The sequence below is a fragment of the Actinoplanes sp. TBRC 11911 genome, assembly GCF_012933445.1.
Lineage (GTDB): Bacteria > Actinomycetota > Actinomycetes > Mycobacteriales > Micromonosporaceae > Actinoplanes.
Map to the genome: position 1 here is coordinate 80,565 of NZ_JABBNC010000020.1, position 24,897 is coordinate 105,461.

Annotated in this window: 24 protein-coding genes; 3 read left to right on the top strand and 21 right to left on the bottom strand. The window is 69.3% G+C overall.

The genetic code is table 11. The features are described 5' to 3' along the window. Positions 1-30: 30 nt before the first annotated feature. From HH310_RS25225 to HH310_RS25255, 7 genes are all read right to left on the bottom strand, one after another. The gene (locus HH310_RS25225; RefSeq protein WP_169178119.1) at positions 31-1,215 is read right to left on the bottom strand and encodes a sensor histidine kinase KdpD; all 1,185 of its coding nucleotides are present in this window, start codon (positions 1,213-1,215) and stop codon (positions 31-33) included. 84 nt (positions 1,216-1,299) lie between these two features. Beyond that, positions 1,300-2,091, bottom strand: a complete 792-nt coding sequence (locus HH310_RS25230; RefSeq protein WP_169178120.1) for a glycerophosphodiester phosphodiesterase family protein — start codon at positions 2,089-2,091, stop codon at positions 1,300-1,302. After that, the gene (locus HH310_RS25235; protein WP_169178121.1) at positions 2,088-2,423 is read right to left on the bottom strand and encodes a rhodanese-like domain-containing protein; all 336 of its coding nucleotides are present in this window, start codon (positions 2,421-2,423) and stop codon (positions 2,088-2,090) included. Before HH310_RS25235 ends, HH310_RS25230 begins: the two co-directional genes overlap by 4 nt. A 20-nt stretch (positions 2,424-2,443) precedes the next feature. After that, positions 2,444-3,607, bottom strand: a complete 1,164-nt coding sequence (locus tag HH310_RS25240) for an LCP family protein (RefSeq protein WP_169178122.1) — start codon at positions 3,605-3,607, stop codon at positions 2,444-2,446. Positions 3,608-3,723: 116 nt separating this feature from the next. Then, positions 3,724-5,397, bottom strand: a complete 1,674-nt coding sequence (locus HH310_RS25245; protein WP_169178123.1) for a cation acetate symporter — start codon at positions 5,395-5,397, stop codon at positions 3,724-3,726. Further along, positions 5,397-5,741 carry a DUF485 domain-containing protein gene (locus HH310_RS25250; RefSeq protein WP_169178124.1) on the bottom strand — a complete coding sequence of 115 codons (345 nt, stop codon included), beginning with the start codon at positions 5,739-5,741 and terminating at the stop codon, positions 5,397-5,399. The genes HH310_RS25245 and HH310_RS25250 overlap by 1 nt, the downstream gene beginning before the upstream one ends. A gap of 123 nt (positions 5,742-5,864) precedes the next feature. Next, entirely contained in the window at positions 5,865-6,386 is a 522-nt protein-coding gene (locus HH310_RS25255; protein WP_169178125.1) for a flavin reductase family protein, read from the bottom strand. Between the two features lie 76 nt (positions 6,387-6,462). On the opposite strand from HH310_RS25255, the gene HH310_RS25260 reads away from it, so the two are divergent. Next, positions 6,463-6,693 (top strand): hypothetical protein, encoded by a 231-nt coding sequence (locus HH310_RS25260; RefSeq protein WP_312034303.1) that lies wholly within the window; start codon positions 6,463-6,465, stop codon positions 6,691-6,693. An 11-nt stretch (positions 6,694-6,704) separates the two neighbouring features. On the opposite strand, the gene HH310_RS25265 is transcribed toward HH310_RS25260, so the two are convergent. From HH310_RS25265 to HH310_RS25320, 12 genes are all read right to left on the bottom strand, one after another. Then, positions 6,705-8,309 carry an ABC transporter permease gene (locus HH310_RS25265; protein ID WP_312034304.1) on the bottom strand — a complete coding sequence of 535 codons (1,605 nt, stop codon included), beginning with the start codon at positions 8,307-8,309 and terminating at the stop codon, positions 6,705-6,707. Continuing rightward, positions 8,306-9,085: an ABC transporter ATP-binding protein gene (locus HH310_RS25270; protein WP_169178127.1), complete on the bottom strand. Its 780-nt coding sequence runs from the start codon at positions 9,083-9,085 to the stop codon at positions 8,306-8,308. The genes HH310_RS25265 and HH310_RS25270 overlap by 4 nt, the downstream gene beginning before the upstream one ends. A gap of 80 nt (positions 9,086-9,165) precedes the next feature. Beyond that, positions 9,166-9,744: a hypothetical protein gene (locus HH310_RS25275; RefSeq protein ID WP_312034305.1), complete on the bottom strand. Its 579-nt coding sequence runs from the start codon at positions 9,742-9,744 to the stop codon at positions 9,166-9,168. Between the two features lie 145 nt (positions 9,745-9,889). Next, positions 9,890-11,512 (bottom strand): cation acetate symporter, encoded by a 1,623-nt coding sequence (locus HH310_RS25280; RefSeq protein WP_169178129.1) that lies wholly within the window; start codon positions 11,510-11,512, stop codon positions 9,890-9,892. After that, positions 11,509-11,907 (bottom strand): hypothetical protein, encoded by a 399-nt coding sequence (locus tag HH310_RS25285; RefSeq protein ID WP_169178130.1) that lies wholly within the window; start codon positions 11,905-11,907, stop codon positions 11,509-11,511. Before HH310_RS25285 ends, HH310_RS25280 begins: the two co-directional genes overlap by 4 nt. Positions 11,908-11,937: 30 nt before the next feature. Continuing rightward, positions 11,938-13,497: a DUF4153 domain-containing protein gene (locus HH310_RS25290; protein ID WP_169178131.1), complete on the bottom strand. Its 1,560-nt coding sequence runs from the start codon at positions 13,495-13,497 to the stop codon at positions 11,938-11,940. An 80-nt stretch (positions 13,498-13,577) separates the two neighbouring features. Then, positions 13,578-14,600, bottom strand: coding sequence for a HAMP domain-containing sensor histidine kinase (locus HH310_RS25295; protein ID WP_169178132.1), 1,023 nt, complete (start codon positions 14,598-14,600; stop codon positions 13,578-13,580). Further along, entirely contained in the window at positions 14,597-15,289 is a 693-nt protein-coding gene (locus HH310_RS25300; RefSeq protein WP_169178133.1) for a response regulator transcription factor, read from the bottom strand. The genes HH310_RS25295 and HH310_RS25300 overlap by 4 nt, the downstream gene beginning before the upstream one ends. A gap of 212 nt (positions 15,290-15,501) precedes the next feature. Beyond that, complete coding sequence (locus tag HH310_RS25305) at positions 15,502-16,245, bottom strand: LytTR family DNA-binding domain-containing protein (protein WP_169178134.1); 744 nt, start codon at positions 16,243-16,245, stop codon at positions 15,502-15,504. After that, positions 16,242-17,441 carry a sensor histidine kinase gene (locus HH310_RS25310; RefSeq protein ID WP_396027541.1) on the bottom strand — a complete coding sequence of 400 codons (1,200 nt, stop codon included), beginning with the start codon at positions 17,439-17,441 and terminating at the stop codon, positions 16,242-16,244. Before HH310_RS25310 ends, HH310_RS25305 begins: the two co-directional genes overlap by 4 nt. Before the next feature lie 40 nt (positions 17,442-17,481). Further along, complete coding sequence (locus tag HH310_RS25315; RefSeq protein ID WP_169178136.1) at positions 17,482-19,071, bottom strand: sugar transferase; 1,590 nt, start codon at positions 19,069-19,071, stop codon at positions 17,482-17,484. Positions 19,072-19,241: 170 nt separating this feature from the next. Beyond that, positions 19,242-20,102: an Fpg/Nei family DNA glycosylase gene (locus tag HH310_RS25320; protein WP_169178137.1), complete on the bottom strand. Its 861-nt coding sequence runs from the start codon at positions 20,100-20,102 to the stop codon at positions 19,242-19,244. Between the two features lie 25 nt (positions 20,103-20,127). On the opposite strand from HH310_RS25320, the gene HH310_RS25325 reads away from it, so the two are divergent. Together HH310_RS25325 and HH310_RS25330 are read left to right on the top strand one after the other, a co-directional pair. Beyond that, on the top strand, positions 20,128-21,318 hold the full coding sequence (locus tag HH310_RS25325) for a glycosyltransferase family 4 protein (RefSeq protein WP_169178138.1): 1,191 nt from the start codon (positions 20,128-20,130) through the stop codon (positions 21,316-21,318). A gap of 31 nt (positions 21,319-21,349) precedes the next feature. Next, positions 21,350-22,873, top strand: a complete 1,524-nt coding sequence (locus HH310_RS25330; RefSeq protein WP_312034306.1) for an arylsulfotransferase family protein — start codon at positions 21,350-21,352, stop codon at positions 22,871-22,873. Positions 22,874-22,949: 76 nt separating this feature from the next. On the opposite strand, the gene HH310_RS25335 is transcribed toward HH310_RS25330, so the two are convergent. Together HH310_RS25335 and HH310_RS25340 are read right to left on the bottom strand one after the other, a co-directional pair. Beyond that, positions 22,950-24,206, bottom strand: coding sequence for a hypothetical protein (locus HH310_RS25335; RefSeq protein WP_169178139.1), 1,257 nt, complete (start codon positions 24,204-24,206; stop codon positions 22,950-22,952). After that, a complete protein-coding gene (locus HH310_RS25340) occupies positions 24,206-24,820 on the bottom strand; it encodes a DUF4365 domain-containing protein (protein WP_169178140.1) in 615 nt (204 codons plus the stop codon). The genes HH310_RS25335 and HH310_RS25340 overlap by 1 nt, the downstream gene beginning before the upstream one ends. Positions 24,821-24,897 lie beyond the last annotated feature (77 nt).

Here is a 24,897-nt window from a genome sequence, read left to right on the forward strand (position 1 = left end):
GGTTAGTCCGTGTCCCCCCGGAAAAGCCCCTTACGCGCGCGGAAGCCGGACTTCCGCGGTCGTCCCGCCGCCCTCGCGGGGCCGCAACGAGACCCAGCCCTGCTGTCGCTCGACCAACCGGCGTACGAGATAAAGCCCCAGCCCGGCACCCGGATGATGCCGATCGCCGGAGTCGCCCTGCCAATATCGCTCGAACGCCCGCTCGACGTGCTCCGGGCGGATGCCCACCCCCCGGTCGGAGACGCGGAACCGCAGCGTCTCCTCGTCCACGCCGGCACAGAGCTCGACCATCGTGTCCGGCGCCGAATACTTCTCCGCGTTCGTGGCCAGCTCGGTCAGGATCGTGGCGATGGTGTCCCGCTCGCCGTACGCCTTGGGCAGGTCGTCCGGCAGATTGTTGAGGATCATCCGGTTGCGCAGGTCGGCGGGGAGTTCCCCGACCGCGTGCCGGAGCGCCTCGGACAGGTCGAACGGGCCGGCCGGCGCCGCACCGATCTCGCCGTCCTCGCTGGTCGCGGACAGTAACCGGTCGACCAGGCGGGCCAGCTCGCCGGCCCGGGTCCCGATGATCCGCACGGCCTCCTGCCGGCCGGTCTCGCCGAGCGAGTCCCAGTGGTTGGTCAGCGTGTCCGCGTACCCCTTGATCACGGTGACCGGTGTGCGCAGCTCGTGGCTGGTCACGGCCACCCAGAGATCGCGGTTGTCCGGCCGCCGCGCGTCGCCGTGCACCGGCAGGCCCGGCTGCCTCTCGTAGAGCCGGCCGATCCAGCTCGCCAGCAGCTCCAGGACCGCGTGGTCCTCGTGGCCGGGGTCGCCCTGGTCGTCGCCGAAGTAGACGTGCAGCGAGCCGACCGTCTGCTCGCCGGTCTCGCAGCGGGCGCCGAGCATGCGGTGCACGTCGCCGCCCTCGATCTGCTTGGCGAACTCGTCGTTCACCGAGTCGAGCGGGATCAGCAGGCTGCGCCCGCCGCTGAGCCGGGCGTCGTCACGGCTCACCTTGCGGCCGAGCGCGGGCGCACACGCGCCGGTGGCGGCGACGATCCGGCCGTGGCCGGTCGCGTATTCGGCATACCCGGCGCCGCGGCCGCCGAGCACCTCCTGCGCGAGGCAGACGATCTGCTGGAGCACGGGCAGGCCGGCCTCGCCCGCATTGATCCGGTCGAGGACCGCGATCTGACCACGAATCAGGGCGGGGTAGTCGGGACGCTCCGGCATGACTGCGAGTTTGCCTCGCTTCCCGGGTTTTCGGCAGAGGCCGTCCCGAGGATCGGGGCCCTATTCACCAGACAGTGTCGGACGTCACATATGACTCAGATGATCGAGGACGAAACGGGGGCGGTCGGTGATCACGCCATCGACCTGATACCCCAGAAGAAGCTTCAGGTCCGCCTCGTCGTTCACGGTCCACACGTACGCCCGATGCCCCGCCGCCTTGATCGCCGGAAGCAGCCCGGGCCGCGACCGCACGAGGCTGATGCCCGGCCCGGCGATCCGCGCGCCGAACGGCAGCCGCCCCCGACCGGCCCCGGGCGGCAGGATCTCCAGCAGGTAGACCGTCGGGATCGCGGGAGCCAAGGCGCGGATCCGGCGCAGCGCCAGCGCGGCGAACGACATCACCGTGACATGCACCGGATCGTCCGGTTTCGGGTCGGCGAGACAGTGCCGGTGCAGCGTCTCGACCAGCTTGCGCTCGACCTCCGCGCCGTAGCGTGACGGGTGTTTGGTCTCGATGAGTAATCGCACGTCCCGCCCGTGACCACGGACGGTCTCCAGCAGCCGATCCAGCGTGAGCAGCCGGGTCAGGTCCGGCAGCGGCTCCTCGTCGGCCGGGTAGCCGGGATGCCAGGAGCCGAAGTCCAGAGTGTCGAGCTCCGCCAGGGTCTTCGTACTGACCCGGCCACGGCCGTTGCTGGTGCGGTCCAGCTTGCTGTCGTGCACGCACACCAGGTGGCCGTCGCGGGTCAGCCGCACATCGCACTCGAGGCCGTCCGCGCCCTCGTCGAGCGCGCGGAGGTAGGCCCCGAGCGTGTGCTCCGGCAGGGCGTCGCCCCCGCCGCGGTGGGCGAAGACCAATGGGCGGTAGTCGCTCACAACACCTGGGCCGGTCGACCGTTCTCGCTGACCATCTCGCGGCCGGCGGCATTCCAGGACCGCATGCCGCCGTCCAGGTTGCGTACGTTGTCGTAGCCGTTGCCGAGCAGGTAACCCACGACCTGGCTGGAGCGGCCGCCGGAACGACAGACCACCACCACCTCGGTATCGGTGGGCACCTCGCTCACGCGGGCGGGAATCTCCATCATGGGCACGTGGTGCGCGCCGGGGGCGTGCCCCGCCTCCCACTCGTCGGGCTCGCGCACGTCGAGCAGGTAGACGTCGGGCTTGACCTGGTCAGCGGAAACGCTGGGAACTTGTGGTCCGAACACGTCACCAAGCGTACGGCGTCTCAGTTGGATCCGGCCTTGGGCTTCACGTTCGCCGCCATCCAGGCGCTCATCTTGTCGTCGCGTGCCGCGTTGAACAGCGCCAGCGCCTTCTCCCGGTCGGACACCACCACGGACTGGCCGTTGATGGTCTCGCTGCCCTTGTTGGGCGTGGTGATGAAGGTGAGGTCGTTGCCCCGGATGCTCTTGAGGTCGAGCGCGGTGTCGGTCAGCGAGAACTTCTCGTCGACCGTGACGGCGGCCGTGGTCGCCTTGAGGAAGGCGTTGAGCTTGCCCGGGTTGGTGATGGTGCCGCTGCTCGCCGCCTTGTCCATCAGCGCCTTCAGGAACTCCTGCTGGTGCTTGATGCGGTCGAAGTCGCCGCGCGGGAACTGATAGCGCTGCCGCACGTAGTCCAGGGCCTGGTCACCGTTCATGTGCATGGTGCCCTTGGTGAACGTCCGGTACGGCTTGTGGATCGACTTGATGGTCTTCTCCACGTACAGGTCGACGCCGCCGAGCGCGTCGGTGACCTCCTTGAAGCCGCCGAAGTCGATGGCCACCACGTGGTCGATGTGCACGTCGGTGAGGCACTCGACGGTGTGCACCGCGCGCGGCAGCCCACCGAACGCGAAGGACGCGTTGATCTTGGCGCGGCTCCCGTCTGAGCAGGCCGCGCTGTTGCTCTTCGGGATGGTGACCCAGAAGTCGCGGGGGATCGAGATGAGCTGCGCGCTCTTGTGGTCCTTCGGGACGTGCATCAGCATCAGCGTGTCCGCCCGCCAGGCGTTGGCCTTGCCGTCGTTGGTGTCCGGGTCGCGCGAGTCGCTGCCGACCAGCAGGATGTTCATCGCGCCCTCGACGGCGGTCTGCGGCCGGTCACCGGTCAGCGTGGAGAACGCGTCGGTCCGCTTCAGGTTCTTGTCCAGGCCGTTCGCGTAGCCGTACAGCGAGATGCCGGCGATCACCGCGATGATCAGGACGGCCAGGCCGGCGAGGAGCGCGATGCGGCCCCAGCGGGGCTTGCGGCGTCCCTTGTACGGCCGTCCGCCCGGCCCCGGAGGCGGGACCTGAGGGGGGAGTCCGCCCCTGCCCGGTCCGGGCGCGTACTCGTCGCGGCGGACCGAGGCCCGGCCGCCGGCCGGCGGAACGGAGGCTCGTCCGGACCCAGAGGTGGTAGCTGACATGGTGACCAGGTTACGGACCGGATGCACGTACGCCCTGGTATCGACGCCGGGTCGGCACGAATGTGGGAGATGGGCCGGTGGCGTTCACCACCGGCCCCACCCGTGTTGACTGTCGGTCAGTGCGCGCCGTATCCGGTGAGCGACCGGACTTCGAGCTCCGCGTACTTCGCGGTGTCGTCTTCCTTCGAGAGGACCGTGCCTAGCCAGCCGAAGAAGAAGCCGGCCGGGATCGAGATGATGCCCGGGTTCGACAGCGGGAACCAATGCCAGTCGTGACCTGGGAACATGGCCGTCGCCGAACCGGACACCACCGGCGAGAAGAAGACCAGCAGTACCGCGACGGACAAACCGCCATAGATGGACCACAGCGCGCCGGAGGTGTTGAACCGCTTCCAGAAGAGGCTGTAGAGCACCGTGGGCAGGTTCGCCGAGGCGGCCACCGCGAACGCGAGCGCCACCAGGAACGCCACGTTGAGACTCTGCGCGAAAATTGACAGAGTGATCGCGATCGCACCGATGACGAAGGCGGCGACCCGGGCGACCCCGACCTCCTGGCGTTCGGAGGCCTGACCGCGGCGCATCACGTTGGCGTAGAAGTCGTGCGCCACGCTCGACGACGACGCCAGGGTAAGACCCGCGACCACCGCGAGGATCGTGGCGAAAGCGACCGCCGCGATCACCGCCAGCAGGATCGATCCGCCGGTATCCCCGCCGAGATAGTCGATGCCGAGCCGCTGGGCGAGCTGCGGTGCCGCGGTGTTGCCGGCCTTGTCCTGCGCGGTGATCGCCTTCCCGCCCACCAGGGCCGCCGCGCCGAAGCCGAGGGCCAGGGTGAACAGGTAGAAGACGCCGATGATGCCGATTGCCCAGAGCACGCTCTTACGGGCGATCCGGGCCGTCGGCACCGTGTAGAACCGGGTCAGGATGTGCGGCAGGCCGGCCGTGCCGAGCACCAGCGCGATACCCAGCGAGATCAGGTCCATCTTGCTGTAGAAGGTGGTGGAGGCGCTGGCGCTCTCCACCCCGTACCGCAAGCCGGGTTCCAGGAAGGCGTCGCCCTTGCCGGACTGCGCCGCGGCATCGCCGAGCAGCGACGACAGGTTGAACTTGTAGTGCACCAGCACCAAGATCGTCATCACCAGGGCGCCGGTCATCAGCATGAAGGCCTTGACGATCTGGACGTAGGTGGTGCCCTTCATGCCACCGACCGTCACGTAGATGATCATCAGCGCGCCCACCAGGATGATCGTGGCCACCTTGGCGGTGTCCGCGTCCATGCCCAGGAACGTCGCGCCCGGCTTGATGCCCAGCAGCAGCGACACGAGTGCGCCCGCGCCGACCATCTGGGCGATCAGGTAGAAGATCGACACGACGACGGTGGAGACGCTCGCCGCGGTCCGCACCGGGCGCTGCCGCATCCGGAACGCCAGCACGTCGGCCATCGTGTACCGGCCCGAGTTCCGCAGATACTCGGCGACCAGCAACAGCGCGACCAGCCACGCGACCAGGAAGCCGATCGAGTAGAGGAAGCCGTCGTAGCCGAACAGGGCGATCAGGCCGGCGATGCCCAGGAACGATGCGGCGGACATGTAGTCGCCGCCGATCGCCATGCCGTTCTGGAAGCCGGAGAACTGGCGGCCACCGGCGTAGAAGTCGGTGGCCGTCTTGGTCTGCCGGCTGGCCCAGATCGTGATGGCGAGGGTGATCGCCACGAAGATCAGGAACAGCGTGATGGTGAGGCCACGCGAGCCGGAGGCGTCGGCCTCCGCGGCGAACAGATGCGGTTCCATCAGGCCTCGCCTCCGCCGTCGCGGGTCAGGTCACTCTTGATCTTGTCGGCCTGCGGGTCGATCTTCTGGGCCGCGTAGCGCGAGTAGTACCAGGCGATCAGGAACGTCGAGACGAACTGCAACAGGCCGAATACGAGGGCCACGTTGATGTTGCCGACGATCTTGGTGCTCATGAAACCGCGGGCATATGCGGAGAGGATGACGTAGAGCACGTACCAGAGGAAGAACGCGACCGTCATCGGGAAGACGAAGCTACGGATCGTATGACGGAGCCGGCCGAATTCCTCGGATTGCTGAACCTCGAGATATTTCTCGGTCGAGGACGAGGGAACTTCGGTAGTCACCAGGTTTCACCACCTTCGGCGGGGCGGGGCGGACTTTCCGGCAACGTACGAAGTCCGGCGGCACCCGGGATGGACCCGGTCAACCGCTGCGCCGAGTGGTGGTCTGACTGCGCCGAGTGGATCCTAGAGCTCGTTGTATCGACCGCGATAGTGGATGAGCGGGGCCGGCGACGCACCGGTGTGGACGGTCTCGATGACGGCCTCGACCAGCAGTGCCCAGCCGTACGGGCGGTTCGCGTCCAGCCGGCAGCCGGCCCAGGTGTCGGCCCCGGCGGGGATCGGGCCCCACTCGGTATCGGTCCACTCGCTCGCGGCGAACAAACCGCCCGGAGCGGGCATCAGTCCGGCGAACCGGTCGGCCAGCTGACGGTCGGCCGGGGTCAGCGGGATCACCGCGAATCGGCCCGCCGTCTCGGCCGCGTCCCAGAAGTCGCTCTCCTCGTCGATCAGGCCCAGCACCCGGCCCGGATCGCCGTCGGCGACCAGCATCGAGGAGACGGTAAGGCCGGAGGGGCCGGGCGTGGTCCACAGCGTAACCGGCGCGGCGAGCCGCCCGCGCAGGCGCCGGACCGCCGATTTGTCCTGATCCGGGATGGCGAAGGGATCTGTCGAATGAATCCGCCCGCCGGGCGCGTCAGGTGTCACCACGACATTCTGTCGCTGCTCACGAATCGTGCACGACCCTATCCAGTGGCATTGATCAAGAATTATGTTCGGCGTGGTGACGGAGGCGCTGATTCCGCAACCCGGCGACGTGGTGCACGTCGGCGGGGAGGCCAGCGTGCAGTTCCAAGGCGAACGAGCATTCGTTTTCCGGGTGATCCGCGTCGACGCGCGCAGCACGTACGAGGGCTGGATCTGGCTCGAGGGCTACGTGCTGGGCCCGGCCGGCGCCGCTCTGCAGCGCCGCCGGATCTTCGTGCGCCGCGACGGCTTGGTGCGCCGCGACTGACGTCGCCTCGATCAGCGGCCGCTCACCGCGGCCAGGACCTCCGGCATCCGCCGGTCCAGCAGGTCGCCGGCGATCCCCGAGCCGATCAGGTACGCCGCCGCCCCGTATGCCACCCCGGCGGGCAACCCGATCCACGGCCACACGCCGCCCAGCGTCCAGGCGAGGATCTGCAAGGGCAGCGCCACGATCACCGTGCCGAGCATGACGCCGGCGGTCAGCAGGCCCTTCGCCGCGCCGCCGCCCGACGAGATCGCGAACGGGCTGGTCGAGGCGGGCAGGGCGTAGGCCGCGCGGACCGACAGCGGCAGCACCATGCCGAGCCCGACGCCGTAGGTCGCGACGAGCAGACCGAACCGCGCCGGGATCGACGCCGCGTCGCCGGACACCACGCCGACCACGATGGCGATCACCACCATCACCGGCACCACGAAGATCGCGTGAGCGGTGGCCCGGGAGTGCACCTCGAGCCGGCCGGGCACCCCGGCGATCACATTCGCCGCGTACGCGCTGCCGTCGTACGCGAACTGGTTGGCCAGCGCGACCGCCCCGATCGCCCCGATCAGCAGCACGGTCGGCCCGGCGTTCCCGCCACTCATCGCGAGCGGGATCGGCAGGAACAGCCCCGCCACCGTGAACGTGATCAACGCCGCCCGCCGGCGGGTCTCGCGCGACCAGTACCGCAGCTCCCGGGAGACCAGAGCGCCGAACGCCGTACGCGGGAGCCAGCGCACCAGCAGCAGATCGACGGGAGCACCGGATGCCCCCGCCGCGCGCCCGCCCGCCGCGGCGACCCCGCCGAGCATCGCGTTCTCCACCGTCGCCGCCCACCAGCGCAGCAGCAGGACGATCGTCACCAGCACGATCAGCAGTTTCACCGGCACCGCCCAGGCACGGTCGGCGACCACGTCCAGGCCGAGCGTGAAGGGGGCACCGAGCGGCGTCCAGCCGACCACCCGCGCGACGGTCGCGATCGCGTCCCACTCGGCGCGCTGTGCCGCCGCCACCGCCGCGAGCTGGATCGGCCCGAGCATCGAGGCCAGCACGGCCAGCAGCACCACGGCCAGCTCACGCGACCGGCGCGACCGCAATCCGGTGGCGAACGCGCTGGTCACGGCCCGGCTCAGGGTCACGCAGAGGATCAGGCCGCAGAGGATGCCGGCGAGCTCGGCGACCAGCGCGCCGATCCCGCCCAGCCGGGCCGCCGTGTCGACCATCCCACCGGTGGCCACCAGCGTGGACACCGCGGGCAGCCCGGCCATCGAGGCCACGAACAGTCCGGTGATCAGCGTGCGGCGGGGCAGCGGCAGCAGCGCGAACCGGGCCGGATCCAGCGACTCGTCGACGCCGAAGAACACGATCGGCAGGAACAACCAGCCCAGGACCAGCGCGGCGCCGCCGAGCGGGAGCAGGATGCCGGCCGCCCGCGCGCTGTCCGCGACGCCGGGAACGGCGAAGATCGCGTACCCGCCGATCGCGAGCAGGGCGGCCACCACCACGCCGGTGAGGAACAGGACGATCCGGACCGGACGGCCGCGCAGGTTGTTGCCGATCAGCCGCAGCTTGAGCCGCACGAACGGCCACGGTGACACGGCCGCGACGGCCGGGGTGGCGGTCACAGCCAGGCCAGCTCGGAGCCGGTGGCGACGCGGCCACCGACCACCCGCACGAACACGTCCTCGAGGGAGGATTCGCCGCGCACCTGCTCGAGCGTGCCGGCCATGCGCAGCACGCCGTCCGACATGATCGCGACGTGGTCGCAGAGCCGCTCGACCACCTCCAGCACGTGGCTGGAGAAAACCACCGTCCCGCCGCCGGCCACGTACCGCTGGAGGATGTCGCGGATCAGCGCCGCCGACACCGGGTCGACCGCCTCGAACGGCTCGTCCAGCACGAGCAGCCGGGGCGCGTGCAGCAGCGCGCAGGCCAGGCCGATCTTCTTCTTCATGCCGGCCGAGTAGTCGACCACCAGGGTGCGGTTGCCGCTGCCGAGTTCGAGCACGTCGAGCAGTTCGCGGGCGCGCTGGTCGACGGTCGCCGGGTCCATGCCGCGCAGCAGACCCTGGTATGCCAGCAGTTCCGGACCGGTGAGCCGGTCGAAGAGGCGGGCCCCGTCCGGGAGCACGCCGAGCCGCGCCTTCGCTGCGGCTGGGTCGGCCCAGACCTCGTACCCCAGCAGGAAAGCCTGACCGGCGTCGGGCCGCAACAGACCGACGGCCATGGAGAGGGTGGTGGTCTTGCCGGCGCCGTTGGGGCCGAGGAGGCCGAAGAAGGAGCCGGCCGGCACGTCCAGGCTGACGCCGGAGACCGCCAGCTTGGCGTCGAAGGTCTTCACGAGGCCGCGCAGCGCCATGGCCGGAAATTGATCATGTACGCGTTGTGCCGGCACCGTCATTCCCCGACACTACGGGCGCGCCCCGGCCCGGACCACCCCTGATCATGACGGCGGCCCGGGCCCGATCGGGCGAGTCCCCCTCAGCCCACCCGCTCGATCACGGCGCGTCGGATCAGGAACTTTCCCGGCTCGCGGACCTGTTCAAACGCCGCGTTGTTGAGGAGTACGCAACTTCCGGAGGGGGTGGCCACCCGGACGGTGATGCTCTTGTTGTTGTCCAGGTTTGTCACCTTGAGGCGCGTTCCGATCGGGAATGTGCCGCTGGAGGCGAAGGGTTCGCCGGCTTCACCGGAGAGGGTGACGGTCGAGCCCTTGCAGACAACCTCACCGGCGGGCGTTTTGTCCCCAACCGGAGGCTTTGCGGAGGCGGGAGGCTTCGCGGCCGGCGGTTTGGCCCCCGGCACCCCCGCGGCAACGTCCGCTGTGCATCCGGCCACCTGCCGCCGCTGGTTGATCAGGTCCACCACGTCCTGCCGATTCGCGATCCGCGCATCCGAGAGCGCATCCGGATTGGCCCGCTGCCCCGCGATGAACTCGAGGTTGTTGCGCAACGCCTGATCAAGCCCGCCGCAGTCCTCACGCGGCGCGCCGGCCGCGGTGTTCTCGCCCGCGCTGCTCACCCCGGTGCTGACCGCGAAGGCCCCGCCCACGAGCGCCACCGCCGCCAACCCGATCAGCAGTTTGCGGGTCCGGTTCGGGTTCCGCCGGTATCGCCTCATGTCGCGCCTCCCAAAGTTCGCCATGTGCCACCGGTGACTACGGCCGCCGGCGAGACCCGGGATGAGCGTTGAGGTTTAAAGATCCTTAAATCCGAAGCGATTCCGGCGCGTGCAACCGCAGCATCGTGGCGCCCACATCGGACGGCACCCGACGGCTGGTCAGCAGCGATCCCGTCACCATCACCAGGAACGCGAGCGGGACGGTCCAGGCCGCCGGCTGCTCGATGAACTCGGCGACCCACCCGTGCAACGGCGGCCCCAGCACGGTGATCAGCACGGCCGCCATCGCCGCACCCCCGCCGGCCAGCACCCCGGCGATCGCGCCCAGGTCGGTGAGACGCCGCCACCAGATGCCGAGCACCAGCAACGGGCAGAAACTGGACGCCGCCACCGCGAACGCGAGCCCCACCACCCGCGAGACGTCCATCGTGGAGACATAGAGCGAGAGCGTCACCGGCACGATCGCGGCGAGCAGCGTCGCCACCCGGAAGTCGCGCACCGAGCCGTGCCGCCCGGCCTTGAGCACGTCCGTGAAGACCACCCCGGCAACGCTGGTGAGCAGCCCGGACGAGGTGGACAGGAAGGCGGCCAGCGCACCCGCGGTCACCAGCGCACCGAGCAGCCGGCCCAGCTCGCCGCCGCCGAGCGCCGCCTCGGGCAGCAGCAGTACGACGGCGTCGGTGCGGCCGGTCATCAGCAACTGGGGCGTATAGACGCGGCCCAACACCCCGTACAAGGTGGGCAAAAGATAGAAAAGACCAACCAGAGCGAGGACCACCAGCGTCGTACGCCTCGCCGCCGCCCCATCCGGATTCGTGTAGAAGCGGACCAGCACATGTGGCAGCCCCATGGTGCCCAGAAAGGTCGCCAGGATCAGCGAATACGTCGCGAACAGGCTGCCGTCGCCGCCGGGCAGCAGCCAGTCCGCGCCGAAGTGGGCGTCCACCGTGCTCACCGGCGGCACCGGATCGCCCGCCTGATAGCTCAGCCGCTGACCCGCCTGCACCGGCACCCCGCCGACCAGCGCGTCCTGCTGGATCTCGACGGTGGTGGCGACCCGGAACGTCGCACCGCCCGGCGGGGTGACCTGCGGCCGGCCGTCCGACTGCCACTGCAGGATCAGGAAGATCACCGGAACGGCCAGCGCGGTCAGCTTCAGCCAGTACTGGAAGGCCTGCACGAAGGTGATCGCGCGCATCCCGCCGAGGGCCACGTTCGCGGTCACCACGGCACCGACGAGCAGCGCGCCCCACTCGTACGATCCGCCGGTCACCGTGGTGAAGGTCAGACCCGCGCCCTGCAACTGCGGCACCAGGTAGAGACAGCCGATGAAGACGACGAAGACGCTGGCCAGCCGGCGCAGCCGGAACGAACCCAGCCGCACCTGGCAGAAGTCGGGCAGCGTGAACGCGCCGGAGCGGCGCAACGGTGCCGCCACGAAGAGCAGCAGCGCGAGATAGCCCGCCGCGAAGCCGACCGGGTACCAGAGCACGTCCACGCCGTACCGCAGGATCAGCCCCGCGACGCCCAGGAAGGACGCCGCGGACAGGTATTCACCGCTGATCGCGGCCGCGTTCCAGGACGGGCTCACCGACCGCGACGCCACCAGGAAATCCGAGGTGGTGCGCGCGAACCGCAGGCCGTACGCGCCGATGCCGACCGTCACCAGAACGACCAGGACCAGGCCGGGTACGACGTACGGGTTCACTGCTCGGGCCTGCGGATGACGGCGATGAAGTCCTGCTCGTTGCGTTCGGCCCAGCGCACGTACGCCCACCCGACCCCCACCAGGAACGGGAAGGCCAGCACCCCGAGCAGCATCCACGGCAGGTTGACACCGAGCACCTTGACCTCGCCGACCCGGGGCGCGACCGCGAACAGCAGCGGCAGCGCTCCCAACCCGGTGACCACCACCAGTGCCAGCCGCAGCGCGAGCGCCAGCTGGGCCCGCACCAGTCCCTTGACCAGCGCTTCCCCGACCGAGGTCTGCTCGGCCAGGTCGGCGTGGGCACGGTCGGCCGGCAGCCGCCGCGTCGCCGCCTCACCCAGGACGACGCGGGTGCGTGGCGGGGCCGGGCGGGGCGTCTCGTCGTCGGCGGCCATGCCCGGAGTCTGGCGGCCGGCGACAGGATGTCAAGAGCAACGCCAGGTCGGACCGTCGACGTGTTGCTCGGCGAGCACGCGCCGCGCCCGTTCGCGGCCCAGGTTCCAGCCGCGCCAGCCGTCTTCCTGGCGGCTGCTCAGGTGCATGCTCATCCGGCCCAGCACGCACTCGCGGTCGGCCGGGTTCAGCGCGGTCAACGCGGGTGCCGCGTCCGGCGACAGCCCACCGAGGTAGAGCAGGTCGGCGCTGCGGTTCTGCTGGATGTTGTAGCTGGCGATCATGCCGTCCGGGTTCGCCACCGCCAGGCCGAGCAGCGCGGCCACCCCGGCGGCGATGGCCACCCGGGGCAGCCAGGCCGCCAGGATCCGCAGGCCGGCGACGAGAACCAGCAGCAGCACGAACCCGAACCACAGCTCACACGCGGCGACCAGCAGGCGCAGCCGGGTCAGCCCGTACGTCTGCGCGTAAAGGTTCATCCGCAGCAGCGCCGACGCGACGATCACCAGGGTCAGCCCGGCCAGCGCGCCGAGGATCGCGCGGATCAGCACCCGGTCGATCGGGCTCCGCCGTGGCGCCCACCGAGCGGCACCGGCCAGCACGAACAAGGTCAGCACGGTTACGAAGGAGAGCTGCCAGAACCCGCCGCGGGCGTAGTTCGCGTAGGTGAGCCCGTCGGTGGCCAGCACGTGCCGATCGCCTCCGAAGAGGACGGTGAGCTGCACGATCACGAAACCGGCGAAGAGCACGACCAGCAGGCCGAGGGGAACGGCCCACTCGATGCGGTTGACCTTGCGGCCCTCGGTGCCGTCCAATCCGGACAGATCCGGTGGGTTGGCCCGCAGGAACGCGGCCCCGCCGACGATCATGCAGGTCAGGCCGGCCAGCAGGACCCACCGGAACAGCGTGAGCGCGGAGAAGTTCGGGACGATGGCGGCGAGCACGTCCGCGAACGCCGGGTCGGCGGAGGCGAACAGAGCACCGAAGACGACCAGCAGCAGGGCGGACACGCCGACCGTCCAGACGATCCGGACGTTGCGTCCCGGCCCGTGCCCGATCCGCCGCCCGCCCGCGGCCAGCCAGGGCAGTGCCCGGAACGCCGCGAACACCTGCATCCAGTATCCCGTCGTGATGCTGCGCATCGAGCGTCCGCCGGTGATCGCGAGCGCGCCGGTGAGCGTCGCGGTGAGCAGGCAGAGCACGAAGAGCCAGCCGGCCGAGCGGAACAGGCCGACCGCGATCAGGGCGACCGTCGCCGCGGTCCAGCCGTAGCGTTCCGGCCCCACCCGCGGCGCGTCGCGCACGACCAGCGGCAGCGGGGCGCCCGGCGCCGGCGAGTCCGGGAACAGCCGGGGGATCTTGAGGGCGGTGGCCCCGGCCAGGGCGGTGACGAGCCAGCCCGCACCGGTCCGGTCGAGCGGGACGGCGAGCGCGGCCACCACGCCGGCCGTCAGCACGGCGATGACCGTGGCGGCAACGGGCGGGCGTCCGGTGACCGGCCATCGCCGGCGCCACGGGTCGGTCGCCTGCCAGGGACCGTGCAGCGGTGGTGGCGCGACAACCGGTGTCTGGACAACCGGAACGGTGGACATGGCAGCCTCCGATTTTGAGCAGGGTGAACCGCCCCGATGTCCCGTTCGCCGGGCTTATCGGGTGCGAGATGAATGCGAGTTCAGGCGGTCAGCGGCAAGGTCACGTGGATGTGGCAGCCGCGCAGATCCGCGTCCGGATCGGCCACGGCGATGGTGCCGTTGTGCAGCTGGACCACCCAGTGGGCGATCGCGAGACCGAGCCCGGTCCCGCCGCCCTCCGCGCGCTCGCCGCGGGTGAAGCGTTCGAAGACACGATTGCGCTCGGCCGGCGGAATCCCGGCGCCCTCGTCGGCGACGGCCACCAGCACGTGGTCGTCGTGGCGTTCGGCGCGGACCAGCACGGTTCCGCCGGGCGGGCTGTGCCGGGCCGCGTTGTCCAGCAGGTTGGCGAACACCTGGTGCAGCCGCTCCCGGTCGCCGGGCACCACGACGCTGGGCGTGGACACCTCGAACCGCACCAGACGGCCGGCGCCCGCGGCGTTCACCCGGGCCTCGGCCACCACATCGTCCAGGAAGGCGGGCACGTTGATCGGCGTGCGGGTCATCGGGACCACGCCGGCGTCCAGACGGGACAGGTCGAGCAGCTCGGTGACCAGGCGTCCGAGCCGTTCGGTCTGGGTCAGGGCGGTCTGCATCATCGCCGGTTCGGCCGCGGCCACGCCGTCGACGATGTTCTCCAGCAGACCCTGCAACGCCGTGATCGGCGTCCGCAACTCGTGCGAGACGTTCGCGATCAGCTCGCGCCGCTGCCGGTCGGCGGCCGCCAGGTCGGCGGCCATCTGGTTGAACGCGGCCGCCAGCTCGCCCACCTCGTCCTGCGAGGTGGCCCGGACCCGGCGGGTGTAGTCACCCTGCGCCATCGCCCGGGCCGCGGCGGTCATCTCGCGCAGCGGCGAGGTCATGCCGTGCGCCAGGAACTGCACGATCGTCACCCCGACGATCGCCGAGGTGAACGCCACCCAGAACGGGAACCAGCCCAGCCAGAGCGTGAACCAGGTCATGCCGCCGCCGCCCGCCGCCGCCAGCACCATGATGATCTTCATTTTGATCGAGCGCACCGGATCGAGCGGGCGGGGCAGCCAGGTGACGGCGGGCAGTCTCATCGTTCGACCTCCAGGGCATAACCCACCCCGTGCACCGTACGGATGAGGTCCGGCCCGAGCTTGCGGCGCAGACCTTTGATGTGACTGTCCACGGTGCGCGTCCCGGAGGCGTCGGCCCAGCCCCAGACGTCGGCGAGCAGCCGCTCCCGGGGCAGCACGGTGCGCGGGTGCGCGGCCAGGTGGGTCAGCAGGTCGAACTCGGTCGGCGTCAGGTGCGCCTCGATCCCGGCGCGCAGCACCCGCCGCTCGGCCTGATTGATCTCCAGATCGCCGAACCGCAGCGTGGGCGACGCCTCCGGAGCCGGCGCCGACTTCGCGGCCCGGCGCAGCAGCGCGTGCACGCGGGCGGCCAGCTCGCGCATCGAGAACGGCTTGGACATGTAGTCGTCGGCGCCGACCGCGAGGCCGACCAGCAGGTCGCTCTCGTCGTCGCGGGCGGTGAGCATGAGGACCGGGACCGGGCGCTCGGCCTGGATCCGCCGGCAGACCTCGAGGCCGTCGAAGCCGGGCAGCATCACGTCGAGCACGACCACGTCGGGCTGGTGCCGGCGCGCGGCGGCGACCGCGGCCGGGCCGTCGCCGGCGATCTCCACCGTGAAGCCCTCGGCGCGCAGGCGAGCCGCCACCGACTCCGCGATGGTCCGCTCGTCCTCCACCACGAGAACCCGGCGCTCGAACGTTGTGTCCACGTCTCCACCTCCCGGCCGTCGCGCCCATCAAACACAGGTGCGGCAAGCCCGGCCGATGCCCCCCGTGGCCATCGGCCAGGCTCTGGCGGGGAGCTTATTGATCATCCGTGCAGACGCGGCGCGGGGATTGTGAACAACCTGTGGAGGTCGGGCCGTCTGGCTGTGGATAACCCTGTGGAGAACGGCGTCAGGTTGTGGACAACCGTGTGGATTCAGCGGGTCCAGTCGTGTTTGGCGGCCCGGATCAGCTTGTCCTTGAGCTCGCGCGTGTGCCGCCGGCTGACCGGCAGCTCCACCTCGTCCACCGTCACGACATAGCCCGAGGTGGTCAGCCGCAGCTCCGCGACCAGGCGCAACTGCACCAGGTACGACCGGTGGATACGGACGAACCCGGCCTCCGCCCAGCGCTCGGCGAGCGTCGCCAGCGACACCCGCACCAGGTGCGAGGCGTCGGCGGTGTGCAGCCGGGCGTAGTCGCCCTGCGCCTCCACCCAGCGCACCGAGGAGCGCGGCAGCATCCGGGTCGTGCCGGCCAGCTCCACCGGGATGGCCGGTTCGTCGGCGGGCACCGCCTGCATCGGCACCGTGACCGAGCGCAGCCCGCTGACCCGGCGGATCGACTCGCCCAGCCGCTCGGCCCGCACCGGCTTGCGGACGTAGTCGGTCACGCCCAGGTCGAAGGCGTCCACCGCGCCGTCGTCGTAGGCGGTGACGAAGACGATCGCCGGGGGCCGCGCGAAGCGGCGCAGGATCCGGGCCAGCTCCATGCCGTCCAGGCCGGGCATGCGGATGTCCAGGAAGACCGCGTCGACCTCGGTGTCGCGCAGCACCCGGAGCGCCTCGGTGGCGTCGCCGGCGCGATGCACATGCGCCACCCGCCCGTCCGCGTTCAGCAGATAGGCCAGTTCGTCCAGCGCCGGCGGTTCGTCGTCGACGGCCAACACGACAAGACTCACCGGCGAGCCCGTACGTCCGGGTGGAACTTCGGCACTCGCATGCTCACCTTCGTACCCGCGCCGGGCGCTGTCTCCACCACCAAACCGAAATGATCACCAAAGACCGAGCGCAGGCGCTCGTCCACGTTCGCCAGACCGGTGTGCTGGCCGTCGTCGAGGTCGGCCCGCCCCGGCGCGAAGACCGCCGGATCCATCCCAACCCCGTCGTCCTCGACCGTGATGTGGCATTCGGCACCGGCGTCCCGTGCTTCGATGCTCACCATACCGACGCCCGGTTTGCGGGAAAGCCCGTGCCGCACCGCGTTCTCCACGAGCGGCTGCAGGCAGAGGAACGGAAGCCCGACCGGCAGCACCTCGGGGGCGATCTGGAGGCGTACCTGCAAACGATCGCCGAACCGCGCCCGTTCGATGGTCAGATAGCGGTCGATGGAGCGAAGCTCCTCGGCGAGCGTGGTGAAATCGCCGTGCGCGCGAAACGAGTACCGGGTGAACTCGGCGAACTCCAGGATCAGCTCGCGCGCCCGTTCCTGGTCGGTGCGCACGAACGAGGCGATCGCGGTGAGCGCGTTGTAGATGAAATGCGGGCTGATCTGCGCGCGTAACGCCCGCACCTCGGCCCGGGCGAGCCGTTCCCGGGAGGAGTCCAACTCGGCCAGCGCGAGCTGCTGCCCGGCCCAGCGCGCCGCCTCCTGAGTGGCCTGCACCAGGCCCGGAGCGGGATGCGCGTCCGCGATCGCGACCAGCGCGGCGGCGGCCCGGCCGTCCGGGCCGGCCAGCGGCACCACGACGGCACCGCGCACCACGCAGTCCACCCGGTCGCAGGGCAGATCGCCGGCCGAGAGCACGACCGAGCGGTGCGACTCCAGCGCCTTGCGGGCGGCCGTGGTGAACTGCTCGCTGTGGTGGCCGCCCGGACCGTCGAAGGCCAGGCAGCGCTCGCCGTCCGCGATGGTCACCCCGGCGCCGCCGACCAGCGTGCGCAGATGACGGGCGGCCTTACCGGCGTTGGCCGGGGTGAGCCCGGCCCGCAGCGGCTCGGCGGCGAGCGCGGCCGTGTGCAGCACCTCGTAGGTGGCCCGCTGCATGGCGGTCGCGATGCCCCGGCGAGCGCGCAACCGCACCACGGCGGTCACCGCCCCGGCCAGGCCGGCGAGCACAACGAGGACCGCCAGCGCCGTTCCGACCTGTCCTGCCACACGCGGATATTGACCCATCGCGGGCCCGCGCGTCCAGGATCTAGTACGCGCCCTTGCGCCGCAGGACCACCCAGATGGTGCGCCACAGGATGCTGAGGTCGTACGTCAGCGACCAGTTGTCCACGTAGTAGAGGTCGAGCCGGACCGCCTCGTCCCAGGAGAGATCGGAGCGTCCGGAGACCTGCCACAGGCCGGTGATGCCCGGCCGGACCAGCAGCCGGCGGCGGACGTCGCCCAGGTAGTCGCCGTCGTCGGCGGGCAGCGGGCGCGGCCCGACCAGCGACATCTCGCCCTTCAACACATTGATCAACTGTGGCAGCTCGTCCAGCGAGGTGGCCCGCAGCTTCTGCCCGAATGAGAAGATCCGCGGGTCCTGCTTCATCTTGAACATCATGCCGTCGGACTCGTTGAGCTCCTCCAGCGTGGCCTTGCGCTCTTCCGCGTCCACGTACATGGTGCGGAACTTCCAGACCCGGAAGGTGCGGCCCTCGTGGCCGACGCGCGGCTGGCGGAAGAACACCGGACCGGGATCGGAGAACCGGATGCCGATCGCGATGAGAAGCAGAATGGGGCTGAGGATGAGCAGGCCGATCGCCGCGGCGACCCGGTCGAGCAGGTTTTTGACGAGCCAGCCCGGACCGGAGAGCGTCGGCTCCTCGACGTGCAGCAGCGGCAGGCCCTCGATCGGGCGGATGTGCACCCGGGGGCCGGCGATGTCGGTGAGCTGCGGAGCCACCACCAGGTCGACGCCGGTGCCCTCGAGCGCCCAGGCCAGCCGGCGCAGCTCACCGGGCTCCGCGCTGGCCGAGCCGCAGACCGCGATGGTGTCCGCCCCGACCTCCCGGACCAGGGACAGGACGTCGCGCGCCGCGTACACGGGAACCGGGGTTTCGATGCCGCGCGCCGCCGCGTAACCGTCGGTTATGTGGATGGCGACCGGTATCAGACCGGCGGCCGGGCTGCGGGTGACCGCGGTGTAGACCTCGAGGGCCTCGGGCAGCGTGCCGAACAGGATCATCCGGTGCGCGCCGTGACCGGTGCGCCGCCGCGCGAGATGCAGCACCTGCCGGGCCACCACGCGATCGAGCAGCAGGAAGAGCAGCGCGCTCAGCGAGACGAGCGCGACCGTGCCACGGGACAGACCGGTCTTGGTCGCGAAGGCGAGCAGCGATACGAGGGCCACCACGGTGACCGACGTGCGCACGATCCGTTTGAACTCCTCGCTGCCCAGGCCCAGGTAGCGGCGGTCGTACGTGCCGTTGGCCCAGAGCAGGATCAGCCAGCCGACCGGCAGCACCACGTAGGCGAAGAAGTAGAACAGCTCGGCGTCGTGCAGGAAGCCCCAGCTGCGGCCGATGAAGCCGGACTTCGCTTTCTCCAGCTGGGTCGCGGCCAGGTAGCTCGCGAAGATCGTGGAGATCAGGTCGAGGATGACGAGGATCAGCGTGTACGGCCGGTGCCAGCGCGACAGCCGCTTGTGTTGCCGGTTCCACGCGGATCGGGGAACGCCGTTGCTCGGCGGCGGCTCTTGCTGCCACTCGAAGCTGTCGTACGACACGGGCTTGCTCCGGCTGCTGTCGGTAACCGGGCGATGCAGGCTAGCGGTCACCTCGCCTACGTCCTCCCGCATCCGGAAAAGATTACGCACCGCCACGGGGCCCGGGGTTTTGCGGTTCGCCGTTCCACCCTGAGAGCCACGACGGATACGTGGGACCGGGCCACTATACCGATGGATCGCACGGTTGGGACCGGACGTCGTGTCGCGTTCAGCAGATCTGACGCAGCGTGACTGTAAGGGTGCTAACGGATCAACTTGGACAGGCGTCTGTCGGCGAGGGGCTTACCGCCGGTCTGACAGGTCGGGCAATACTGAAGGCTTTTGTCGGCGAACGACACCTCGCGAACGGTGTCCCCGCAAACCGGGCATGGCAGCCCCGTCCGCCCGTGAACCTGCATGCCGGAGCGCTTCTCGCCCTTGAGCTCGGCCGCTTTCTGACCGACCGAGCGGGCGACCGCGTCGGTCTCGACCTCGCGCATCTTCTCGTACAGCGTGGTGATCTGCTCGTCGGTGAGTTTCCCGGTCAGCGCGAACGGCGACATCTTCGCCACATGCAAGATCTCGTCCGAGTACGCGTTGCCGATGCCGGCGAGCACCTCCTGGTCGGTGAGGACGCCCTTGATCTGGCCGTTGCGCCCGCGGATCCGCTCGGCGAACTCGTCCCGCGAGACGGCCAGTGCGTCCGGCCCGAGCCGCGACACGCCGGGCACCTCGGCCGGATCGCGGACGAGGTACGCCGCCAGCGACTTCTGGGTGCCGGCCTCGGTCAGGTCGAAGCCCTCGCCGTCGTCCAGGCGGACCCGGATCGCGATCGGCCCGCTGCCCGGTTTGAGCGGCGCGGGCGACTTGAACGCGTCGCGGTAGTGCAGCCAGCCGGCGCGCGCGAGATGCACGACCAGGTGCAGGTCGTCACCGATGCCGATGTCGAGGAATTTGCCGTGCCGGCCGGCGTCGGTTATGGGCCGGCCCACCACGGCGGACGGGGGTGGATCGTAGGTTTTCAGAGCGCTGAACGAGGACACCTCGAAGCGCTGAATCTTGTGGCCGACCGCGCGCTCGCGCAGGTAGGCCGCGAGCGCCTCGACCTCAGGGAGTTCGGGCACGCCCTCAACGGTAGCGTTTCTCACCGTGAAGGTCGTCGTTGCGCACAATCGGTATCGGGAAGCAATCCCGTCCGGCGAGAACGTCATCGTGGACACGGAGATCGCCCAGCTCACCGCGGCGGGGGTCGAGGTGGTGCCGTTCCAGCGCAGCTCCGACTCGATCGCCGTGATGCCGGCCGTCGAGAAGGCGCTTCTCCCGCTCTCCCCGATCTATGGCCGGGCCGCCCAGCGCGACCTGTCAAAGTTGCTCGCCGCCGAGCGTCCGGACGTGCTGCACCTGCACAACCCGTACCCGCTGCTGTCGCCCTGGGTGGTCCGGACGGCACATCAGCACGGCGTCCCGGTGATCCAGACCGTGCATAACTACCGGCAGGTGTGCTCGTCCGGGCTCTACTTCCGGGACGGGCACAACTGCCAGGACTGCCGCGGCAAGCTGCTGGGCTGGCCGGCCGTGCAGCATCGCTGCTATCGGGGCTCGGCCGCGCAGAGCGCGCTGATGGCCACCACCCTGGCGGTGCATCGGCCCACCTGGCGTTCGGTCGAGCGGTTCATCGCGCTCACCGACCAGATCGCCGCTCATCTGCGCGACTACGGCATTCCGGACGAGCACCTCGTGGTGAAGCCGAACGGCCTGCCGGACCCCGGCGAGCCGACCCCGATCGGTGAGGGTTTCCTGTACGGCGCGCGGCTCTCCCCGGAAAAGGGCCTCGGCCTGTTGCTCGACGCCTGGCAGCGGCACCCGGACGGCGCGCTGGGCACGCTGCGCATCGCCGGTGACGGTGAGCTCCGCCCGCTGGCCGAGCAGGCCGCCGCCCAGCGCCAGGATGTGCGCTACCTGGGCATCCTCGACCAGGCCGGGATGCGGGCGGCGCGGCACGAGTCGGCCGTGGTGATCGCGCCGCCGACCTGGAACGACGTCCTGCCCACGGTGGTGCTGGAATCGATGGCCGCGGGCCGTCCGGTGCTCGGCACGGCGGTCGGCGGCATCCCGTACATGGTCGGCACCGGCCCCGACGCCGGCGGCTGGCTGGTCGAACCGACCCCGTCGGCGTTGGCCGAGGCATTGCCGATCGCCCGCGACCGGGCGGCCGCGGTGGCCCCGGCGGCCCGTGACCGATACCTCAAGCACTTTCATCCGGACGTCTTGACACCGCGCTTGATCGACATATATGCCGAGGTCAAGCTCACAGCGAACTTTGATCGTCCGGTGAGGTAGATCTTTACTAGATCGGGGCATTGTGGCAGCCGTGAAGGACTCCCCCCGCGTCTCTCGTAGGAATTTGCTCATCGGCGTGGGTAGCGCCGCCGTAACCGGTGTGGCAGGCGGTGGTATCGGCTACGCGATCGCTCACGACGGCTCGGACGGCACGCCCGCGACCCCAGCGGCCGACGCCGGCCCGCCGAAATACCGATCTCGTCCCGATTTGCGAACGCTGCCGGATATCACCATCACGACGCCACCCAACGGAACGTCGGGCGGATACGTCTTCCTGACGCCGGCCTCCGGCGCCGGATTGTGGGGGCCGTTGATCGTGGACGAGACCGGCTCACCGGTCTGGTTCCGCAAGGTGCCTGACCCGGCCACCGTGGCGATCGACTTCAAGGTCCAGCAGTATCAGAACAAACCCGTCCTGACATGGTGGGAAGGCACCATCGGCGGCACCGGCGGGCAGGGCGTCGGACAGGGCGAGTTCGTGCTCTCCGACACGTCGTACCGGGAGATCGCCCGGGTGCGCGCGGCCGGCACCGAGCAGGCCGACCAGCACGACTTCGTGATCACGCCACGGAACACGGCGCTGTTCTGGGTCTACGACCCGATCCCGTACGACCTGAGCCCCGTCGGCGGGCCGAAGAACGGTGTGCTGCACGACGGCGTGATCCAGGAGCTCGACATCGCCACCGGGCGCAAGCTGTTCGAGTGGCGGGCCAGCCAGCACGTCGGGCTCGACGAGTCGTACGCGCCGTTACCGGTCGGCGACTCGGCTCACCTGCCGTACGACTACTTCCACGCGAACTCGATCGGCCTGGCCGCCGACGGCAACATCATCATCTCGTCGCGGCACACCTGGACGACGTTCAAGCTGGACCACACGACCGGCGCCGTGATGTGGCGCCTGGGCGGCAAGAAGAACGACTTCCAGCAGGACGATCGCAGCAAGTTCGCCTGGCAGCACGACTTCCGCCAGCGCCGCGACGGCACCTACAGCGTCTTCGACAACGGCGCCGGCGTGACCAAGGTCCACCCGTACTCGCGCGGCCTGATCATGAAGATGGACGAGGCGGCCCGCCGGGTGACCTTCGTGGCCGAGTTCGTCCACCCCGACAAGATCTCCGCGCCGACGCAGGGTTGCTTCCGCGAGCTGGCCGACGGCGGTTCCTTCATCGGGTGGGGCCAGGACCCGTACTTCACCGAACACAACCCCGACGGCTCCGTACGCTTCGCCGGGCACCTGCCGCTCGACAACCAGTCGTACCGCGCGTACAAGGCCGACTGGACCGGCACGCCGATGGACCAGCCGGCGCTGGGCCTGCACACCGACGGCGGCAACGTCATCGTCAGCGCCTCCTGGAACGGCGCCACCAAAATCGCCAAGTGGCGCGCCCGCTCCGGCGAGCAGCCGGGCGCCTTGTCCGCCGCCCTCGAGGGCACCCGCACCGGCTTCGAGACGACCCTGACCGTCGCGGGCATGCCGGAATACGTGGTGGCCGAGGCCTTGGACGCCTCCGGCAAGCTCCTGGGCGCCTCCTCAGCAATCCCCGTCCGCGTCTGACCGTGATTTGGCGCGAGGAGACGACCCGTGCCTGTTATCGACGCACCCAAGTGCATCGAAACAGGCACGGGTGACGCTATCGATCGAAGTCGGCCGATGAGTCGTCGAACAACTCCAGGCCTTCGACGGGCGCTGGGAGGCCCAGCTGCGCATTGGCCTGCGCAACGGAAGTGGTTTCGAACAGGATCTCTGCGTTGTAGAGCCACGCTTGATTGCCGTCGCGTTCCAGATTCCCGCTGATAGCCAGGATCAAATCTTGATCGAGCGCTCGAGTGGCTCGGTGATACTCCAAAGCGTTCCGAAGCCGGACCTGCACCTTGCGAACCGGGCCTTCGGAGACCTCCAAGCCGAAAACACCGGGGTCACCAGGTCGCTTCTTGCTTGCGACGTGAACGCGTCCGATCACGACCTCATGTGTCGCGGGCGTCGGGTCATCGGCAAGGTAGCGAGCCGCTCTGCCAAGGATGTTGGCGTCCTGACGTGTGAATGCGTAGGTGCTGATGGGCGACGCCAGCTCTGGTGGCTGAAGAAGATCGACGCCCGAATCCCAGACGATGCGGATATCGCTCTCATCTGCTCGGGAGGCGAACTCTTCCAACCAATACGAGAGCTCGTGTGAGATACCATTTTCAATCCCAGCGTCGAACCCGGCGAGCGAATTAGTGCGATGATAGTGATCAATCGCCTCGACCGTCGCCTCGAGAGCACGAGATACAGACTGCGTCACGTCTCGGCCGCGGGCCACCGAATCGCCAGGTGAAATATTACCCATCGAGCGATTGACGGGGATTTCGCTATCGGTCGGGGCGTACGCTGTGACGATGTAACTTCCGACCGCCGTTTGTCCCATATAGATAGTCTCGAGGAAGCGATTCGAGAATTGACCGAGTCGGTTGCTGAATCGTCGCTTCTTCTCGATGTAAGACTTGGCGCCGGCGGCCAAAGTTCCACGAACCGACTTAATCATGTACTCGCCCTGATCCCACGGAATCAATCCAGCCGGGGCTTCGGTCTGCCTCCTGAACTGGAACTGATCGGCGGCCCGAGCGACTATCCGCGGCAGTATCTGGCGATGCCAGACCTCGCCGTCCTCGGTGCCCTGCACTTCGTGGATAGCTGCTCGGATCAGCTCACTGTAGTCAGGTGCCTGTCGGTCCAGGGGAATGAGGATGCTGCTCCGAACGCCGTCCGGTGTGTCGGCAAGCGAGGGTGGCGCTAGGCGGTTATATAGGCCGCGCCGGCCGCCGATGAGGCGCCAGCCCGCTTGCTCCAGCAGCGCGGTGAACCTCATGGGGTCGATCTGATCAATCGGAGGAAGGGTGTCGGGATCCATCAGAGGTCCTCCCCTCGCTCAAGCCTTCCCATTATATCGATCAATGCGTCGGCGTCAAATATATTGGCCGTCGGTATTTTTACCGACGGCTTCTGCACGCCGTCGGTAATGGAATAACCCTCTAGGTTTAGCCAATAACAGCAGTGCGAAATTCGAAGCGCTTCATGCGTTGACTTGGTCCAGCTCCTCTGCTGAGGAGAGGTTACCATGATGAGCGGTATAACCTTGATAATGGAACGGCGAAGTGTAAGCGCCTCAAGAGAGCGTCGCTTCGAAAACTGGTACGAGAAGTATTCCTTCGCCGGATCGGGACGAACTTGCGTCGTACATTTGAGCTGAACGCCAAGCGTGATCTCTTCCTCGGCCCCGATACTCTTGGCCGGGCGGATGATGTGCGCATCGACGCCGTTCACGTCGCCGCCTACCCTCTGTACGAAGCATCCGGCGGTCGCCGCGACGGCCGCGACGTAGCCCTCCTGGAGTTGTTCAAGCATGGCCGTGACCGTCCGGTCGTCCACGGCATCGACGCGCTGACTCGGCACCGAGGCATCGTTCCCGCTCGCGTCGTGGTCACCCGAACGTCGAGGAGATGGGAATGCTTCGGTGCGTCGCAAACCTCTTCACCCTCCGTGAAACGCAGGTAACGCCACCGTCCAGATTAGACGACGCTGTCGAAAGGATTCGCGGAGGG

What these genes read in the sequence shown, in the direction of transcription:
- HH310_RS25245 (WP_169178123.1), bottom strand. Translation starts at nt 5,397, where the DNA reads ATGGAACCGCATCTGTTCGCCGCGGAGGCCGACGCCTCCGGCTCGCGT.
- HH310_RS25295 (WP_169178132.1), bottom strand. Translation starts at nt 14,600, where the DNA reads ATGAGACTGCCCGCCGTCACCTGGCTGCCCCGCCCGCTCGATCCGGTG.
- HH310_RS25315 (WP_169178136.1), bottom strand. Translation starts at nt 19,071, where the DNA reads ATGCGGGAGGACGTAGGCGAGGTGACCGCTAGCCTGCATCGCCCGGTT.
- HH310_RS25285 (WP_169178130.1), bottom strand. Translation starts at nt 11,907, where the DNA reads ATGGCCGCCGACGACGAGACGCCCCGCCCGGCCCCGCCACGCACCCGC.
- HH310_RS25290 (WP_169178131.1), bottom strand. Translation starts at nt 13,497, where the DNA reads ATGTCCACCGTTCCGGTTGTCCAGACACCGGTTGTCGCGCCACCACCG.
- HH310_RS25240 (WP_169178122.1), bottom strand. Translation starts at nt 3,607, where the DNA reads ATGTCAGCTACCACCTCTGGGTCCGGACGAGCCTCCGTTCCGCCGGCC.
- HH310_RS25270 (WP_169178127.1), bottom strand. Translation starts at nt 9,085, where the DNA reads ATGACGGTGCCGGCACAACGCGTACATGATCAATTTCCGGCCATGGCG.
- HH310_RS25225 (WP_169178119.1), bottom strand. Translation starts at nt 1,215, where the DNA reads ATGCCGGAGCGTCCCGACTACCCCGCCCTGATTCGTGGTCAGATCGCG.
- HH310_RS25335 (WP_169178139.1), bottom strand. Translation starts at nt 24,206, where the DNA reads ATGGATCCCGACACCCTTCCTCCGATTGATCAGATCGACCCCATGAGG.